At 57.3% G+C, this 18067-nt stretch carries 17 protein-coding genes; 5 read left to right on the top strand and 12 right to left on the bottom strand.

All coding sequences use genetic code 11. From position 1 onward, the window contains the following. Positions 1 to 160 precede the first annotated feature (160 nt). On the top strand, positions 161 to 1072 hold the full coding sequence (locus ACSIPU_RS03480; RefSeq protein WP_023321141.1) for a DUF535 family protein: 912 nt from the start codon (positions 161 to 163) through the stop codon (positions 1070 to 1072). Positions 1073 to 1395: 323 nt separating this feature from the next. Continuing rightward, on the top strand, positions 1396 to 3801 hold the full coding sequence (locus ACSIPU_RS03475; RefSeq protein ID WP_196557517.1) for a membrane-bound PQQ-dependent dehydrogenase, glucose/quinate/shikimate family: 2406 nt from the start codon (positions 1396 to 1398) through the stop codon (positions 3799 to 3801). A gap of 78 nt (positions 3802 to 3879) precedes the next feature. On the opposite strand, the gene ACSIPU_RS03470 is transcribed toward ACSIPU_RS03475, so the two are convergent. From ACSIPU_RS03470 to ACSIPU_RS03420, 11 genes are all read right to left on the bottom strand, one after another. After that, complete coding sequence (locus ACSIPU_RS03470; protein ID WP_024274290.1) at positions 3880 to 4845, bottom strand: ABC transporter ATP-binding protein; 966 nt, start codon at positions 4843 to 4845, stop codon at positions 3880 to 3882. Next, complete coding sequence (locus ACSIPU_RS03465; protein WP_049593043.1) at positions 4842 to 5822, bottom strand: ABC transporter ATP-binding protein; 981 nt, start codon at positions 5820 to 5822, stop codon at positions 4842 to 4844. The genes ACSIPU_RS03470 and ACSIPU_RS03465 overlap by 4 nt, the downstream gene beginning before the upstream one ends. Beyond that, entirely contained in the window at positions 5819 to 6766 is a 948-nt protein-coding gene (gene opp4C, locus ACSIPU_RS03460) for an oligopeptide ABC transporter permease (RefSeq protein ID WP_016810070.1), read from the bottom strand. The genes ACSIPU_RS03465 and opp4C overlap by 4 nt, the downstream gene beginning before the upstream one ends. Then, the gene (locus tag ACSIPU_RS03455) at positions 6766 to 7725 is read right to left on the bottom strand and encodes an ABC transporter permease (protein WP_004102780.1); all 960 of its coding nucleotides are present in this window, start codon (positions 7723 to 7725) and stop codon (positions 6766 to 6768) included. Before ACSIPU_RS03455 ends, opp4C begins: the two co-directional genes overlap by 1 nt. A 43-nt stretch (positions 7726 to 7768) precedes the next feature. Next, positions 7769 to 9472 carry an ABC transporter substrate-binding protein gene (locus ACSIPU_RS03450; protein WP_004102771.1) on the bottom strand — a complete coding sequence of 568 codons (1704 nt, stop codon included), beginning with the start codon at positions 9470 to 9472 and terminating at the stop codon, positions 7769 to 7771. Between the two features lie 149 nt (positions 9473 to 9621). Beyond that, positions 9622 to 10668, bottom strand: coding sequence for a methionine ABC transporter ATP-binding protein (locus ACSIPU_RS03445; protein ID WP_004102769.1), 1047 nt, complete (start codon positions 10666 to 10668; stop codon positions 9622 to 9624). 62 nt (positions 10669 to 10730) lie between these two features. Further along, positions 10731 to 11507 (bottom strand): MetQ/NlpA family ABC transporter substrate-binding protein, encoded by a 777-nt coding sequence (locus ACSIPU_RS03440; protein WP_032728368.1) that lies wholly within the window; start codon positions 11505 to 11507, stop codon positions 10731 to 10733. 22 nt (positions 11508 to 11529) lie between these two features. Further along, positions 11530 to 12204 (bottom strand): methionine ABC transporter permease, encoded by a 675-nt coding sequence (locus tag ACSIPU_RS03435; protein WP_004102765.1) that lies wholly within the window; start codon positions 12202 to 12204, stop codon positions 11530 to 11532. Between the two features lies 1 nt (position 12205). Next, the gene (locus tag ACSIPU_RS03430; RefSeq protein ID WP_032728367.1) at positions 12206 to 13429 is read right to left on the bottom strand and encodes an SfnB family sulfur acquisition oxidoreductase; all 1224 of its coding nucleotides are present in this window, start codon (positions 13427 to 13429) and stop codon (positions 12206 to 12208) included. A 298-nt stretch (positions 13430 to 13727) separates the two neighbouring features. Beyond that, positions 13728 to 14366, bottom strand: a complete 639-nt coding sequence (locus ACSIPU_RS03425; RefSeq protein ID WP_032728366.1) for a CatA-like O-acetyltransferase, family 1 — start codon at positions 14364 to 14366, stop codon at positions 13728 to 13730. Positions 14367 to 14396: 30 nt separating this feature from the next. Continuing rightward, the gene (locus ACSIPU_RS03420; RefSeq protein ID WP_004102759.1) at positions 14397 to 14780 is read right to left on the bottom strand and encodes a VOC family protein; all 384 of its coding nucleotides are present in this window, start codon (positions 14778 to 14780) and stop codon (positions 14397 to 14399) included. Between the two features lie 94 nt (positions 14781 to 14874). On the opposite strand from ACSIPU_RS03420, the gene ACSIPU_RS03415 reads away from it, so the two are divergent. Next, positions 14875 to 15645 (top strand): DeoR/GlpR family DNA-binding transcription regulator, encoded by a 771-nt coding sequence (locus tag ACSIPU_RS03415; RefSeq protein WP_004113471.1) that lies wholly within the window; start codon positions 14875 to 14877, stop codon positions 15643 to 15645. A 13-nt stretch (positions 15646 to 15658) separates the two neighbouring features. On the opposite strand, the gene ACSIPU_RS03410 is transcribed toward ACSIPU_RS03415, so the two are convergent. Then, entirely contained in the window at positions 15659 to 16288 is a 630-nt protein-coding gene (locus ACSIPU_RS03410; RefSeq protein WP_004102757.1) for a LysE family translocator, read from the bottom strand. 225 nt (positions 16289 to 16513) lie between these two features. On the opposite strand from ACSIPU_RS03410, the gene ACSIPU_RS03405 reads away from it, so the two are divergent. Beyond that, entirely contained in the window at positions 16514 to 17149 is a 636-nt protein-coding gene (locus ACSIPU_RS03405; RefSeq protein WP_004102756.1) for a carbonic anhydrase, read from the top strand. 104 nt (positions 17150 to 17253) lie between these two features. Beyond that, complete coding sequence (locus tag ACSIPU_RS03400; RefSeq protein ID WP_196557518.1) at positions 17254 to 18060, top strand: MBL fold metallo-hydrolase; 807 nt, start codon at positions 17254 to 17256, stop codon at positions 18058 to 18060. Positions 18061 to 18067: the final 7 nt, after the last annotated feature.

Genomic DNA, 18067 nt, shown 5'->3' with positions numbered 1-18067 from the left:
ACAATAGTTGAGCGAATATTTCATTTTTAGCCATCAAATTGTTGAATGTTTATCACGCTATTTGTTAAACAAATCGACAACGAGCGCCACACTGGCCATTGACTTGTAAAGATTATGCTAATATTGCCGTGCTTATGGATGTATCTATGGATTATGGTCAATGGTATCGACAACCGCAGTAGCCGCCGTCAAAGAATGGCGGAAACATAATAAATTTATTTGTCAGGTTAAACTCAGCTATAAAAAGGTACTGCGTAAATGCAGAGAAATATCTTTAACCGGAGGGAAATACAAAGAATATCAGACATTATGCGCCAGCTATGCTTGCGCGAAATTAACGGGAGCCACCGAGGGGCTGGTTAACTTTGAAGATAAACCCTTTAAAGCCTATTTAAATAAAAAGATGTCAAAAAGAGCGAAACTCGATATCGCTCATGGCGCTTTGAATTTTATAGAAAAAAGCTTTCGTCCCGAGGCCTTGCCGCAGCTGTATGATATGGCGAACTTTGGCCGTACGCTTATCGCCATTCCGCTGAAAAACGGTAGCAGTATTGATGTGAAGCTCCTGGCATCGCCTTTTCAGGAGGAAGGGGAGCTCATGCTGTTAATGTTCCTTGGTGATAAACGCGTCTACAGTATCTGTTTTTCCTGCACTGACGATGGCCGCGCCTGGATTGGCGGTATTCAGGGAGGGAAAGATATCGATAATGAAGAGGTGAAGGCGCTGACGAAAGAGCTTCACGGCACCCGTCCTAAAAACTTAATTATCACTCTGCTGTACGGTTTTTTAGCCTTTTTCAATATCAAGGAGATCTATGCTATCGATAGTGATTTTCATGTTAAAAGCGACAGAGTAAAAACTCGTTATTCTGAGCTTTGGCTGGAAATTGGCGGCGAGAAGCATCGACGCGGCTGGTATAAATTACCGCCAACCGAGATTAAGAAAAGCCTGGAAGAGGTTAAAAGTAAGCACCGTAGCCAGTTTATCAAGCGTGAAGGTCTGAAGGAGCTGGCGCAGTTGGATCTTGCCGCCGCGCTAGGCGACATCTGCCTCTGCCGTAACGCCGGATAAGCATAAAGTGAAGATTGTCGACCCGCAGGGGGCTGCGGGTCGACAATCGTTTTGCCCTTCATCTTTCCTCGCCTCAACTCCGCGCGTTCAGCCTTACAACCGCTTCATCTGATAAATTAGTTTTATAAATTAAAAAATTTTAAACATTTCATGCGTGATAGTTTTACATTATTTTTACAAATACATATAATTCCTTACGTTCTTCGCTCTGCCTGAGAGCGTCCAACCAACATGATATGCGGTCTGTGTCCTTATTGGTCTGATAAGGCGCTGTTTATATAAGATGTTTTGGTTTTTTCGACTGACGTCGTATGGGATGAAATATGGACGAACGACAAGGTAGCGGAAGGGGAATTTTCTTCACCGCCTACCGATTACTCTTTGTATTACTGAGCCTTGGCATTGGGCTCTTTTTCACCATCTGGGGGGGCAAACTCCTCTCGCTGGGCGGCAGCGCCTGGTATCTGCTCGCCGGTATTGCTTATCTGCTTATCGCCGTCGGCTATCTCGCCCGCAGTCGATATGTCCTGCCTTTTGCCATTCTGACTTTTCTGTTGACCCTTGCCTGGGCGCTGTATGAAGTGCAGCTCAGCTATTGGGGACTGATCCCACGACTGGTGGTGCCTGCGCTGATGCTGATGCTGGCGCTGTGGCTGTCGGCGACGCTGCCGATGCCGCGTACGCGGGTACGCTACGCCAACTGGAGCGCTTCGGCGATTTTCCTCGTGCTGCTGGCGACGCTGGTCTCGGCCTTTTACCCGCACGGCGGTATTCATAACGGCGTGGTGAAAGCGAGCGACGACAAAACGCCGACCCTGGCTGCCAGAAGCGATAACTGGGCGTTCTTCGGTCGCGATGCCTCCGGCACCCGTTTTGCGCCGTACGAGGACATTACGCCGCAAAACGTCAAAAACCTGAAAGTCGCCTGGACGTACCATACCGGCCGGCGGCTTACCGGCGCCGGAATTGGCGTCGATGAAAATACCCCGCTGCAAATTGGCGATACGCTGTACTCCTGTACGCCGCTGAACGTGGTCACCGCGCTGGATGCGGATACCGGTAAAGCGCGCTGGCGTTTTGACCCGCACGCGCAAACCGCCGAGCACGTCACCTGCCGCGGGGTTGGCTATTGGGATGCGCAGAGTGATGATTCTCTGAGCGCAGAGGAGAAGGCCAGCCCGTCGCTGCAGCAGTGTCCGCAGCGTATCCTGGTGTCAACGGTCGACGCCCGCTTGATCGCCCTGAACGCCAAAACCGGCGAGCTGTGCGATGACTTCGGCGACCACGGTAGCGTTGATCTGAAACAGGGTATGGACAATACCGAAAACAGCAAACGCTACCATCCGACCTCAACGCCGGTGATTATGGGGCATATTGCGGTGCTCGGCGGCTGGGTGCGCGATATCGTGCACGGCGAACCCTCCGGCGTGGTGCGCGCGTTTGACGTCCGTACCGGCAAAGTGGTGTGGGCGTGGGACGTCGGCCAGCCGGAAAACGTGACCGATCCGGTAAAAGGGCGCGTCTACACTCTCGAAACGCCGAACGTCTGGACGGTGCCGGGCTTTGACAAAGAGCTGAATCTGATTTATCTGCCGACCGGTAACGGTCCGCCGGACTACTGGGGCGGCGATCGCAACGCGGCCAAAGAGAAATATGGCTCGTCCGTGGTGGCGGTGGATGCCAGCACCGGGGAGACGAAGTGGGTCTTCCAGACCGTGCATCATGATATCTGGGACTATGACCTGCCGTCGCAGCCGGTACTGTTCCATATGAAAAACGACCGGGGTGAAGAGGTTCCGGTCCTGATCCAGACCACCAAAACCGGGCAGATTTACGTGCTCGACCGGCGTACCGGCAAGCCAGTGACTCGCGTAGAAGAGCGACCTGTGGCCCACGACGGCGCGGAAGGCGAGCATCTCTCCGCCACCCAGCCGTTCTCCACCGGCATGCCGCAATTGGGCGTCGAGCCGCTCACCGAGAAGTCGATGTGGGGCGTGACGCCGTTCGATCAGCTGATGTGCCGTATCGACTTCAAAGCGTCGACTTATCTGGGTATGTACACGCCGCCGTCAGAGAAGCCGTATATCGAATGGCCGAGCCTGCTGGGCGGTATGAACTGGGGCGGTATCACTATCGATGAGCGTACAGGAACGCTGTTCGTCAACGATATGCGGATGCCGCTGAGAATGTCGCTGGTGCGCAAAGAGGATATGGCGAAATACAAAGTCTCCACCGACGAGGTGCCCGGCTTTATGGGGACCGTGCGTCCGCAAATTGCCGGGCCATACGGCGGCGTGCGGATTGATATCTTGCAGTCGGCGCTGGGCGTTCCCTGTAATACGCCGCCGTTTGGCACCATGAGCGCCATCGACCTCAATACCCGCCAGCTGATGTGGCAGGTACCGATGGGATCGGTAGAGGATACCGGTCCGCTGGGGCTGAAAACGCACATGCATATCCCGCTGGGTATGCCGACGCTGGGCGGCCCAACGTCCACGGCTTCCGGACTGGTCTTCTTCGCCGGCACCCAGGATAACTACCTGCGCGCGCTGGATTCCGCTACCGGTAAAGAGCTATGGCGCGCTCGTCTGCCGGTAGGGGCAGTGGCGGCTCCGCTGATCTATAAATCACCGAAAAGCGGTAAAGAGTACGTGGTGATCTCCGCCGGGGGCGCCAGCCACTCGCCGGACGTGGGCGATGATATTATTGCCTTCGCGCTGGAAGAGTAGCCGCAGCCGGTTCGCTCTTACGCAACTAACCGCCCCTGCGTGTGGGCGGTTTTTTTATGCTCTGAAGATTACCCGGCGCTAAACCGCGTGACAGGCGACGAGGTGGCCGTCGGCAACCTCCCTTAGAAGCGGAATATCACGGCGGCAGCGGTCGCTGGCCTGCGGGCAGCGCGAGGAAAAACGACAGCCGGAAGGGGGCCGGGACGGGTCGGGAATTTCACCTTGTAGCGCCGCGACCGGCTCGCTGTCCGGATCGAGGGTCGGTACCGCCGCCAGCAGCGCCCGGGTGTAGGGATGCAGGGGGCTGCTGAATAGCGCATCGCGGCTGGCGGTCTCTACCAGCTGACCGAGATACATTACCGCTACGTCATCGCACAGATGCTCTACTACCCCCAGATCGTGGGAGATAAACAAAAACGTCACCCCATGGTCGTCGCGCAGGTCGGAAAACAGATTGATAATCTGCGCCTGAATCGACACATCGAGGGCTGAAATCGGTTCATCGGCAATAATAAAATCCGGGTTTAAGATCAGCGCACGGGCAATGCCGATGCGCTGACGCTGGCCGCCGGAAAATTCGTGCGGGAAGCGGTTGTAATGCTGCGGAGACAGCCCGCAGATGCGCATCACCTCAAGGGTTTTGTCATACAGCTCCGCCCGGCGACAGAGCTTGTGTTCCAGCATCGCCTCGCCGATGGCGACGCCAATGCGTATGCGCGGGTTTAATGAACTGTAGGGGTCCTGAAAAACCAGCTGGATTTTAGGCCGCAGCGCGCGCATCGCCTGCGGCGACAGTTCGGCAAGCTCCTGGCCGCGAAACTTCACGCTGCCGGCGGTCTTCTCGTATAGCCCCAGCAGCGTGCGACCAACGGTGGTTTTCCCGCTGCCGGATTCGCCTACCAGGCCAAAAATCGTGCCCCGGCGAATCTTAAAGCTCACGCCATCCACGGCCCGCAGCACGCCGGTCTGCTGGCCGAATAGCCCATCGCGTAGCGGGAAGTGTTTTTTTAGCCCATCCACTTCAATCACGTATTCATGACTCATGCCACGGACTCCGAAAGTTCACTGTAAAAGCAGGCGGCCTGCCGGTTATGCCCCGATAGCGGCGGAATGCTCTGTCGGCAGCGCGCGGTGGCTTTTGCGCAGCGCTCGGCGAAGGCGCATCCGGCGGGAAGGGCGGCGAGGTCCGGTACCTGACCGGGGATTGAGTAGAGGCGTCGCCGCCGCTCCCCCGGCACAGGGCGCGAGGCGATCAGCCCCTGGGTATAGGGATGCTGCGGGTTACGCAAAATAGTCGCTGTCGCACCTTGCTCAACGATACGCCCGGCGTACATCACCACCACGTGTTCGGCCATCTGCGCGATAACTCCGAGATCGTGAGTAATCAGCATCATCGCCATCCGGTTGGCTCGCGCCTGGTCGCGCAGCAGTCGCAGGATCTGCGCCTGCACGGTGACGTCCAGCGCGGTCGTCGGCTCATCGGCAATCAGCAGCTTCGGCTGGCAGCTCAGCGCCATGGCGATCATCACCCGCTGCAGCATGCCGCCGGAAAGCTGGTGTGGATAGCTGGCCATCAGGCTATCCGCGCGCGCCAGTCCAACATCAGCCAGAAGCTGGATAGCGTGCTGCCATGCGAGCTTCGGCGACTCGCCGCGGTGGCGAATAAGCGGCTCGCACAGCTGCTCGCCGACGGTGAGTACCGGATTAAGGGCGCTCATCGGTTCCTGAAAAATCATCGCCAGCTGATTGCCGCGTAGATCGGCCATATGGGCATTTTTCAGCCGCAGCAGATCCTGATCCTCGAAAAGTATCTCCCCACCGTCAATGCGCGCCGCCTGCGGCGGCAGCAGGCCCATTAATGACATGGCGGTAACGCTCTTACCGCAGCCGGATTCGCCGACGACGCCAACGGTCTGCCCGGCGCGGATAGTGAACGACACCTCCTGCACCGCGCGTACCCGGCCTTTGTCGGCGGCAAAAGAGACCGAAAGTTGATTAAAGGTAATTAATGCGCGACTCATTTCAGCCTCTGTTTCATTTTGGGGTCCATGGCGTCGCGCAGACCATCGCCCAGCACGTTGATGGCAATGACGGTGATAAAAATGGCGATCCCCGGCGGCATCCATAGCCAGGGGCGGCGCTGAAAATCGATCAGGCTGTTAGCGGCGTCCATCATATTGCCCCACGACGGCGTCGGCGGCACAACGCCAAGCCCGAGGTAGCTAAGCGCCGACTCGCTGAGAATAGCGTTAGCCACCGCCATCGTCGCCATCACCACCAGAATCGGTACCGTATTCGGCAGCAGATGACCAAACAGACGGCGCCGCGCCGACAAGCCCAGCACCTGGGTCGCCAGCATAAAGTCGCGCTCGCGCAGGGAGAGGCACTGCCCTCGTACCAGCCGGGCAAGCTTCGGCCACTCCAGCAGGCTCAGCATAACTACCACCATATAGATGCGTGAATTCGGCGAGAAATCGAGCTCGGAGAGCATCGCTCCCGCGACAATCAGCAGCGGCAGGCCGGGGATGGTCATCACCAGATCGGCAAAACGCATGATGAGTTTATCGGTCAGGCCGCCGGCGTAGCCCGACAGAGCGCCGAGCAAATAGCCAAGGGTGACCGACAGCAGCATGGTCAGCAGGCCGATGATCAGCGAAATGCGTCCGGCCAGTAGCAGGCGGGTGTAAATATCGCGACCGAGAAAATCGGTACCCAGCCAGTGCTGCGCGCCGGGTGGCTTGTTGATCATCAGCGCGTCGGTAGCATCGTCCTTCCACGGCGACCACTGCGGCCCCAGCGTACACCAGAGGGCCATGATGACCAGCAGCAGCAGGCACAGCATCGCCAGACGATTGTGACGCAGCGCCTGCCAGGCCTGACGCCAGGGGGACGGCGTAACCTGCGCCAGCGCCGGAATTTCCGCGTCGCGCAGGCGTCGGTTGGAAGAGAACAGGGAACTGAGCATCAGGACCTCACGCGAATGCGCGGGTCGACCCACGCGTAAAGCACATCGGCAAGCAGATTGCCAAGAATGGTGAGCACCGCCAGAAACAGGGTGAATCCCATTAACACCGGGTAGTCGCGGGCGGCCAGCGAATCAATATGAATATGTCCAGCCCCGGGCCAGTTAAATACTTTTTCGGTGATGATCGCCCCGGAAAACAGCCCCGGCAGCTCGAAGCCGAGCAGGGTAATGATCGGCAGCAGGGCGTTCCGCAAGGCGTGCTTCAGGATAACCGTGCGTTCGCGTAGCCCTTTAGCGCGGGCGGTGCGGATAAAATCCATTTTCACCACCTCAAGCATGCTGGCGCGAAAATAGCGAGTCAGGCTACCTGCCTGGAGCATCACCAGCGCCAGCACCGGCAGCACCAGATGGGCGGCAACCTGTAGCACATAGCCCCAGCCGCTGTCGTCGCTGCCGGTACGGGTCATCCCGCCAACCGGCAGCCAGTGCAGGTCGACGGCGAACCACTTGATCAGCAGCAGACAGAGGAAAAAGGTCGGGAACGACATGGCGGCGAAGACCGCGACGCTCACCAGATGATCGAACAGCGAGTTGGGCTTCAGCGCCGAGATTGCGCCGACCGTCAGACCAATCCCCCAGTAGAACACCAGCGCCACGCTGGCCAGCAGGAAGGAGTTCCAGATGTACTGGTTAAGCAGCTGGCTGACCGGAATCTGGTACTGCAGCGAGAACCCAAGATCGCCGCGCAGCAGCTGGCCAAGCCAATGGATATAGCGGGTGAGTAACGGCTGGTCCAGACCGTAAATCGCCTTCAGTTCGGCGGCGCGGGCGGCGGTGAGGGTGATATTGCCGTCGATAAAATCGCCCGGCGTTTTGGCAAACAGCATAAAGATAATGAATGAAGCCAGCAGCAGCATCGGCAGCGTTTGCAGCAGCCGTCTCAGGATGAAATTTCTCATGGCATTCTCACGTCAGCCGCCGGACATCCCGGCGGCTGGGGATTTACTTAACGATTTTGACATCCGGCAGGCTGCCGGTCAGGCCGTTGTAGATATCCGGTTTGAAGCCGGTGACCCGGGCGCTGCTCGCCGAGAGAATTTCGCGGTAGCCGAGAAGGATAACCGGCGGGTCCTGCGCCAGTACCTGATACAGCTGGTGGTAGATAGGCTTGCGTTTCTCAACGTCGAGCACCGAGTTACCTTCGGTAATCAGCTTATCGACCTGCGGATTGTTATAGCCGGACTCTTTCGCTTCCGCGCTGTAAAAATCCCAGACGCCATCATGCGGGTCGTTAAGGGTGCTGGTGCTGAACGACGCCAGATCGTAATTACCCGACTTACGCTGCGCCATCAGGGCGTTGAAATCGACGACCTGCGGTTTTAACAGGACGCCAATCTGCTGCCAGTTCTCTTTGGCGATAGGGATCAGCGCATCGTTAAGCACTTTCTTACTCACCAGCAGGGTTAACTCCAGGCGTTTGCCCTCTTTGACGCGGATACCGTCCGGTCCCGGTTTCCAGCCGGCATCGTCCAGCAGCTTCTTCGCCTGCGCCGGGTCATAGTGATACGGGTTCACTCCGTCGGCGTTCCAGGCCCAGGAGATTGGCGCGATAGGCTCAATCGCTACTTTACCGTAGCCCTGGTAGACCACATCAATCAGCTTCTGGCGATCGAGGCCGTAAATCAGCGCCTGGCGTACCTTGACGTCCTTCAGCGCCGGGCGGCGGACGTTAAACTCCACCTGGCTGTAGTCGCTGGAGCCGTAAAGGTTGATGTTGGCAAAGCCGAGCATTTTCAGCTGTTCGATATCGTCAGGACGCGAGGTAAAGGCGTCGTAGTCGGTTTCGCCCGTCTGGAAGAGCTGAAAGTTGGTCGCCGGGTTGGTCACGCGATAGATAAAGCGCGGAGTGGGGGGCGTACCGCGATAAAAATGGCTGTTGGCGTGGAAACGAATCTCCTGGCCGGGGATGTATTTGTCGTAAACGTAAGGACCGTTGCCCAGCGGTTTGCCGTGCAGGGTGCGCAGATAATCGAGATTGCCGCGCTGGTAGCCTTTGCCGTAATACGCTCTGGAGAGTACCGGACCGCCAATTTTTGCCAACGTCGTCGCGCCCGGCTGGGTGGTGGTCACCTGGAGCGTCAAGGGATCCAGCACTTTCAGACCGCTGACACTATCGGCTTTCGCCGCTTTGTACTCCGCGCCGCCGGCGATATTGGCGAGCGTAATATCGGTATCGCCGTCGTATTTCGGGTCCAGCAGCACGGTGAGGGTAAAGGCGACATCGTCAGCCGTCAGCGGCGAGCCGTCGCTAAAGGTCAGATTGGGGCGCAGCTTGATGGTGTAGACCTTGTTGTCCGGACTGACCGTCCAGCTTTCGGCGAGACCCGGCACCAGTTTGCCGTGGCTGTCCCAGTCGATCAGGCGGGAGAAGATCACGTTGGTGACGTTTTCATCCCAGCCGTTGACGAAGAAGTAGGGGTTAAAAATGCCCTGCGGCTCGGAAATGCCGGCCACGACGGTATCTTTACGCAGCTTTGCCGCTGCGGGGATCTGGCTGGCATCGCTGGCCGGGGTGATCCCTTCTTTTAAGATCTCGTCGGCGATGGCGACAGAAGAAAATGCCACCGCGCCGCCGAGCAACGCGATTTTCAGAGCAAGCGCGAACCGCGTCTGTTTGGTTTTTAACCCGTGCAGTAGTCTGGACAAAAGTGCTCCCTCATCAAAGAATTGCGTAGTGTATTTACAAATCATGACGAAAGATAAGAGGCGCTTAGCGCCCTGTCTAACACCGAAAGGCTATGGCTTATAGCAATTTAGCATTAGCAATAATTTAGTATTAATCTGCCACTTTTGCGCTAAACGCCAGCATTCTCCGCTGCCGTATCGCCGGAAAGGGTTAAGCGGTCAGCCACCCAGCCGGCATGCTGCTGTAAATGAGGATTGGCCAGCGGCTTCGCCAGGCGTATCCGCAGCTGGCCAATCACTCGTCCCTGAATCTGCTCGCAGCTGCCGTATAACAGGCGGGCATCGGCGCCCAGCAGCGCGGCGATGCGCTGTAAATCCGGTTCCTGCCCGCTGCTGCCGTCAAAATGCAGCGTGACCAGCTGCTGGTTTTCGCTCAGCGAGAGTCGTTCTTCCGCACGGTCATGATGGAGCGTGCCGAGCAGGCTTTGCGTGACAGCATGTCCGGGATGACCAAATACTCGCCACACCTCGCCCTGTTCGATAATTTCTCCGTGCTCAAGCACCGCGACCCGGTCGCAGAGGGTGCGAATGACGTCCATCTCATGGGTGATCAGCACGATGGTCAAACCAAGGCGCTGGTTGATCTCTTTAAGGAGTTTTAGTACTGCAAGGGTATTTTCCGGGTCGAGGGCCGAGGTGGCTTCGTCACACAGCAGGATCTCCGGCTGCGTGACCAGCGCACGGGCGATACCGGTGCGCTGCTTCTGGCCACCGGAAAGCTTAGCCGGCCAGCTGTCGCGCAGATCGCTGAGGCCGACAAGCGCCAGGATCTCCGCAACCCGTTTCTGCCTTTCCGCCCGCGGTACCCCGGCCATTTTCAGCGGCAGCTCAACGTTCTGCGCCACCGTTTTGGTCGCCATTAAATTAAAGTGCTGAAAGATCATCGCGACCCGCCGGCGCAGGTCGCGCAGCTGGCTGCGGGAGTAGTGCCGAGTATGTTCGCCGTGAATGGTAATCTCACCGCTGTCGGCGTTTTCCAGGCGGTTGAACAGGCGCAGCAGGGTTGATTTTCCGGCGCCGCTGCGGCCAATAATGCCGAAGATTTCTCCCTGAGCGATCTGCAGATTAATATCCCGCAGCGCCTGCACGCCGTTGGGGTAGGCTTTACTTATCTGGCTCAACTGAATATGCGTTGTGGCGTTGGGTTTTTGCGTCACGATAGCGGCTCTGTTAACGAAATTAAGCGGCAGCCCGCAGGCTGCCGATGAACATCCGGCGATTAAAAACCGGGCAAAATTTTGCCTTTATAGCGGGTGAGAATAAAGCTACGCACGCGGTCTGAGTTCAGGGCTTTCGCCAGCTTCTGAATGCCGGGATCGTTGATGTTGTCAGGACGCGCCACCAGATACTCGACGTACAGGTCGCTGCCTTTTTCCACCAGCAGCGCCTTGTCGGTATCAATTCCGGCCTCCAGCGCATAGTTGGCGAAGATAAACGCCAGATCGACCTGATTCACCGCCCGCGCCAGCATCGCGCCTTCCAGCTCGCGAATTTTAAAACGATGCGGATTAGCGGTGATATCTTTGGTCGCCGACTGCGGATCCTGCGGGTTTTTCAGGGTAATCAGCCCGGCATTGCTGAGCATCACCAGCGCGCGACCGGTATTCACCGGATCGTTCGGGATGGCAACGGTAGCACCATCCGGTACCTCTTTGATTGTTTTATATTTGCTCGAATAAGCGCCAAACGGTTCAATATGCACGCCGACCACCGGCAGCAGATGGGTGTGGCGGGTCTGGTTGTAGTTATCGAGGAAAGGGCGGTACTGGTAGTAGTTGGCGTCGAGATTTTTCTCCGCCAGCTGCTGGTTGGGCTGGATAAAGTCGTTGAAGACTTTAATTTTCAAATCGACCCCCTGTTTCGCCAGCTCGGGCTTCACGAACTCGAGAATTTCGGCATGGGGGACCGGCGTCGCGCCCACGGTCAGCGTCTCGTTGGCGCTGGCGGATAAAGCGAAGAGGGCCAGGAGCCCGGCTGCGAGTGTTGTTTTTTTCATTGTCTTATTCCTGAAGCTATTGTTATTTGCGGCTCATCGCCTTCACCAGACGATCGCCGCTCATCTGTACTATCTGCACCAGAGCAATCAGCAGCAGAACGGTTATCACCATCACGTCCGTCTGGAAGCGCTGATAGCCAAAGCGGATGGCCAGGTCGCCCAGCCCGCCGCCGCCGATGACCCCCGCCATGGAGGTATAATCGACCAGTAAAATCGCGGTCACGGTCACGGCGGCAATAAGCCCGGCGCGCGACTCCGGCAGCAGGGTGTGCCAGATTAGCTGCCAGGTGTTGCCGCCCATCGACCAGCTGGCCTCCACCAGACCGTGCTCCACCTCGCGCAGCGCGGTCTCAACCAGCCGGGCAAAGAAAGGCGCGCAGCCGACAACCAGCGGCGGAATGGTGCCTTCAACGCCCAGCGAGGTGCCGGTAATCAGCGTCGTCACCGGGATCATCACAATCAATAAAATGATGAAGGGTAGCGAGCGCAGAACGTTGACCCCCAGCGACAGCAGGCGATAGAGGCGCGGAGCATGGAGCAGGCGAGGCTGGCCGCTGAGATAGAGCACAATTCCCAGCGGTAGGCCAATCAGCACGGTAAAGCCCAGCGACCAGCCCAGCATGGTCAAGGTATCGAGGCTGGCCTGCGCCACGTCGCCCCAGTCGATATCAGCGAAAAAAGCCAGCGCGCCGTTCATCTCAGTTCCAGTCATGGCGTTGTGGAGGAATGCCGTTCAGCACCCAGTTGCCCAGCAGCTGATATTTCCAGCGCACCGGATCGTGCAGGGTGTGGACGCGGCCGTTGCGCCAGTGGCGATCAAGATTGAGGGCGATGCTGGTTGAGCGGGTGCCGCTAAGCTCAAACAGGCGGCTGGCGGCTTCCAGCGCCGCTTCGGTGGTAAAGACCTTGGCGCGCGCCACGGCGATAGACGCCTGAGCAACGTTATCCTCGCTCAGTGCGTATTTATAGCGATCGAGCACTTTGCCGGCCCGCTCCAGCAGCGCATCGGCGGCGGCCAGCCGGCTGTCAAGCTGGCCAATATGGTAGATAGTCAGCGGGTCTTCGCTGGCCCGCTCAACGCCGGCATCGATCCAGGGGCGAGCAAACTGGCTGACAAAGTTCACCGTGTCGTTAAGCGCCGCGCGGGCAATCCCCAGGTCGATAGCGGCGGTGGTGAGCTGGGCAAACGGCCCGGCAAGGGTTGGCGTCGCGTAGGATTTCCAGGTCGGGAACAGGTGGAAAGGCTCGACGACAAGATTCTCCGCCAGGACCGTTCCGCTGGCGGTGGTACGCTGGCCGAGGCAGGCCCAGTCGTCGATGACCGTCAGCCCAGCCGATTCGCGCGGCACAAACGCCAGCTGCGCGTTATTCTCTGCATCGAGCGCCAGAATGCCGATCCAGTGGGCGTAGAGCGAACCGGTGCAGTAGCCTTTTCGGCCGGTGATGCTCAGACCGCGTTCGCTGGCCTCCAGGCGAGTGCGGATATCGAGTACCGTCTTGCCGCCGGTTTCAGAAAGCGCGTTGGCAAAGCGATAGCCTTGCAGCACCTGAGCGAAGAAAAATGCCTGCTGCTCTTCGCTGCCCTGCAGACGGATATCCTCCAGAAGACAGTAATGGTTCTGGGGAATTTGCCCCAGCGACGGGTCGGCGGCGGAAATAATCGCTATCACCTGGGCCAGCGTGGCGGCGGATACCTCGGCTCCGCCCCATTGCCGCGGGACGGTGATACCCCACAGGCCGCTATTGGAGTAGGTATCGATAATCTCCGGCGGCACGCTGCCGCTGCGATCGCGTTGCGCCGCGCCGGGCTGCAGTACCGCCGCGATTTCATGGGCGATGGCGATGGCTTCGTCATCGCTGCGGATAACGTATGCCTTTGGCGTCTGGCGGCAATAGTGAAGGGTCTGTTTTTCGTCGGGCATAGTCACATCTCATGGTTAACAAACGGCATATGCTAAAAATAGCTAAGTAAATGCCTGATAATTCCAGTGGGTTATATAACTGTTAAAGCAAAGGACATGCCAGAACGCGTTTCTTATTTAATGTTTATTAAACAGTAAGTTAGTTTTTTGGTACGGGCTCGTACTGCTGCAATTGCAACGCAGAATGAATCAGCGTGTTGGATTTGCAACAGTGGGCAGAGTGAACAGGCCGGGAGTCACGCAGGCGTTTCGGCCCCGGCTTACCGGGGCTCGAGTGTCGTTGAGGGATGGCGGGGAATTATCGCGCCTGCCAGAGGATCTCCGGTTGAGCAAAATTTTCTTCGACGCGGGCAAAAAAACGGCTGGCGTGCAGGCCGTCGACAAAGGCGTGATTGAATTTGCCCGCGACCGGAATAATACCGTTTTTCAGCTTGCCCCAGGTGAGGGCGGGTACCGACGCGCCAACGTAATACTCAGCGTGAGTCATGGCGCTGAAATGCAGCCACGGCAGGCAGCTGGCGCAGAAGAAATTTTCGCCGTTGACGATAAGCGGCGCCGGCGCGGTGTGTTTTGCCGCCTCGATATTTGGCGTGGCGGCCTGGCTGAAGGCGGCAAAATCGGCGGCATTCTCGCACCAGACCTGGCGGAAACCTTCCTGGGCGGTCATCACTGGCGTCATCACCGCCAGCTGGTCATATTCGATAATATCGTCGCCCAACAGCCGCTGTTTAAGCTGCGGCACCTCGTTCGCCGCGCGCACAAGGGCGAAGAGGGCCAGCTGGAAAAACGAGACGCCGCGATCTTTCGCGCACTCATATAGCCGCTGCGCCTCGACAGGAACGCAGAGATTAAAGCTGGGATTGGCAAAACCGCGATAAAAATCAAAATGATCTTTTCGCGGCCAGTTTTGTTTGTCTATGACGTGATAGTTGGCCACGGGCGTCTCCTGTTGAATCAATGTCTGACACTATGCGACGATTTCAATCAGGTTGCCATCGGGGTCTTTAATTACCGCTTCATAATAGCCATCACCGGTGGTCCGAGGCGCAGAAACCAGAATATCCTGCTCAGCGGCGCGTTTTGCCAGCCTGTCGACGTTCTCCGCGCCGCCAACGGTTATCGCCAGGTGCACCCAGCCGGTGTGGTTATTATCCGCCGTCAGCGCAGTCAATCCCGGCTTGGTCATCAGCTCAATGGCAATATCATCGCCGATCCTGACAAAAAAGGATTCAAACCCCGGGTTGGTCTGACTGCAGTACTTCTCATTTATCTCACCGTCGAAGAAGGCTACCCAGAAGCGGGCCTGTTGCTCAAGCTGACGGGTCCAAAGGGCGATATGGGCAATTTTCATGGTAAACCTCGGTATAGGGTGTATTGACAGTCAGGGCACGAATGCACGATTATGCACTTTATTGCTCGATGAACAATTTTTCAGGAGTTATTTTTTGCTCGATTATGCTGCTTTTCCTAAACAACGACAAGCGCTTATTTGCCAGATCCTCCAGGAGAACGGCAGAGTGGTTTGCGCCGAACTGGCCAGCCGTCTGAACGTCTCCGAGCATACGATTCGCCGTGATTTACATGAGCTTAGCCGCGAGGGATACTGCAAAAAGGTCTACGGCGGCGCGGTGATGACCCTGCCTGAGGCCGGTGACTACAGCGCGCGCAAAGAGAAAAATACGGCGACAAAAAGCAGAATCGCGCAGAAATGCGCAAAGCTGGTGAAGCCCGGCGGCTGCATATTCATTGATACCGGCACCACCAATCTGGCGATGGCGGAGGCGCTACCGGCGGAGCTGGCGCTAACGGTGGTCACCAACTCCCCCGAGATCGCTGCCGTATTGCTCAAAAAACCGCTGTATGACGTCGTGATGCTTGGCGGGCAGATCCAACGCGCCACCGGCGGCTGCGTGGGGGCCTCCGCCGTGGCGCAGATTCAGGGTATGCTTTTCGATCAGGGGTTTATCGGCGGCTGCGCCATGGCGCCTGAGTCGGGCCTGACAGGCTTTGACTATTCCGACTGCGAATTTAAAAAAGCGGTCATTAAACAGTGCAGCGAAATTATTGTCGGCCTGACCTCCGATAAGATCCCGGCGGTGGCGCGCTTCGTGGTGGTCGAGAGCAGCGCCATTGACGTACTGGTCGTGGAGGAAAATATTAGCCGGGAATATCGCGACGCGTTCAGCGAGCACGACATCCGTATTTATACCGTTTAAACGGTATGTTGGCCTACTTTGACAGCGAAGTGGCAATCAGGCGCAGGCCGAGCGCGCCCAGTACCGTGGCGGTGACGATATCAATCTTACGCTTCATGCGCAGATAGACGCTGCGCGGGCGGGCGGAAGAGAGCACCAGCGCCACCAGCGAATACCAGCTGACGTCGATCAGGAAGCTCATCAGCGGCACGATATAGTAAAAGGCCAACGGGATGCGTTCCGGCAGCAGGGCGGTAAAGATAGAGGCGAATACCAGCGCCGTTTTCGGGTTGCTGAGCTGGGTATAAAGGCCATCGCGGAAGGTTTTCAATAGTGAATGTTCCGCCGCCATGCCGCCTGCGGCAAAATCCATCGGCTGCGCCGCGCCGCGGTAAATTTTATAACCCAGCCACAGCAGATACAGGCCACCCGCAACCTTCAGGCCGATGAACATTTCCGGCACCGCCGTCAGCACTTTTTGCAGCCCCATCATGGCCATTATCGAAAAGATAGCCGCGCCCGCGCCGGTTCCCAGCGCGGTGACCAGACCGTGCACCCGCGAGCGCGCAACGGCGTTGCGGGCCACGTAAATAAAGCTTGGACCGGGGCTGATAACGCCCATAATGAGAACCGCGGCAATGGCCATCAGGCTGGATAAGAACATAAGCGCTCCTGGTTGATGTTGAGCGCTAAAGTCGCATGGGGCTCCGGCTCATCAATGTTTTCTCTGTCAAAAAATAAACAATCTTTACCGCGCTGTCACCAGGCTTTGCGGGACGATGTTTTATCTCATCCTCGAATAACGATTCCCATTTCGCGCGTCAGTGATAAACTGGCTAAATGTGATCTTTGTCATATCGTCATTAAAACAGAGAAAAGAGACACTGCTATGCAACATATCATTGAGGGCTTCCTCAACTTCCAGAAAGAGATCTTCCCGCAACGTAAAGAGCTCTTTCGCAGCCTGGCATCCAGCCAGAATCCCAAAGCGCTGTTTATCTCCTGTTCCGATAGCCGTCTGGTCCCGGAGCTGGTGACTCAGCAGGAGCCGGGTCAGCTGTTTGTGATCCGTAACGCCGGGAATATCGTCCCCTCATTTGGCCCTGAACCGGGCGGGGTTTCCGCGACAATCGAGTACGCCGTCGTCGCGCTGGGCGTGACCGATATCGTCATCTGCGGCCACTCTAACTGCGGCGCGATGAAAGCCATCGCCACCTGCCAGTGTCTGGAGCCGATGCCGGCGGTGTCCCACTGGCTGCGCTACTCCGACGCGGCGAAGGCCGTCGTGGAGAAGAAAACCTGGGCTAACGAGACCGATAAAGTCAACGGTATGGTGCAGGAAAACGTCATCGCCCAGCTGAACAATATTAAAACCCACCCCTCCGTTGCCGTCGGCCTGCGCGACAGCACGTTGCGTCTGCACGGCTGGTTCTACGATATTGAAAGCGGCGACATTCGCGCGCTGGATAAAAACAGCAAAACCTTCGTTTCGCTGTCGGAAAACCCTGACGTCTATTTCGAATAAATTCCTCTCAGGGCACGGAAGCCCTGCGAAGCCCGCCTTCCTGCCATAAATTTCCCGTCTGCCATACTCATTACGACTTCCTGAATGATTCTAAAGGAGATGTGATGATTACGCTGTGCGCAACCTGCGGTACGTCTTACGACGATCGCGGCAATACCCTGAACCATTGTCGTATCTGTGAGGATGAACGCCAGTACGTCCCGGCCAGCGGACAGGCCTGGATTAAACCTGACGATCTGATCGCGACGCATATGAATAAATGGCAGCAGCATAATGAACGGCTGTTGAGTTTCAGGACGGTACCGAAATTTGCTATCGATCAGCGCGCTTTTCTGCTGCTCACGCCGCAGGGGAATATTCTGTGGGACTGCATCGCTAATCTTGATGCCGCCAGCAAAAAGCTGATCACCGCGCTTGGCGGGATAAAAGCGATCGCCATTTCTCATCCTCACTACTACACCACGATGCAGGACTGGGCAGCAGCCTTTGATGCGCGCATTTATCTTCATGCCAGCGATCGCGAATGGATCATGCGCGATAGCCCTGCCATCACATTATGGGAAGGGGATGCGCTGGAGATCCTTCCGTCGGTACGGTTGCTGCGCCTGGGTGGGCATTTCGCCGGGGGAACCGTTCTGCACTGGGCAAAAGAGGGAGGTATTATGCTGGCGGGAGATATTATCCAGGTCACGCCGGGCGCACGCGCCGTTTCTTTTATGTGGAGCTATCCTAATCTGCTGCCTTTGGCGGCCCCCAGCGTCGAGAATATCGTTGAGCGTTTGGGCGATGCGCCCTTCGGTGCGCTGTACGGCGCCTTCGAAGGGCAGAACATCACCAAAAATGCCCGTCAGATCGTACTGGATTCAGCGCAGAAGTATCTCGACTGTCTGCGCACGACGGCGGGCCGCTGAGAGGTCC

The sequence above is a fragment of the Klebsiella sp. HN106 genome (genome assembly GCF_051209435.1).
In the GTDB taxonomy this organism is placed as follows: domain Bacteria; phylum Pseudomonadota; class Gammaproteobacteria; order Enterobacterales; family Enterobacteriaceae; genus Klebsiella; species Klebsiella oxytoca.
Note: the sequence above shows the minus strand (reverse complement) of the source record. Positions and strands in the feature narration are given on the sequence as shown.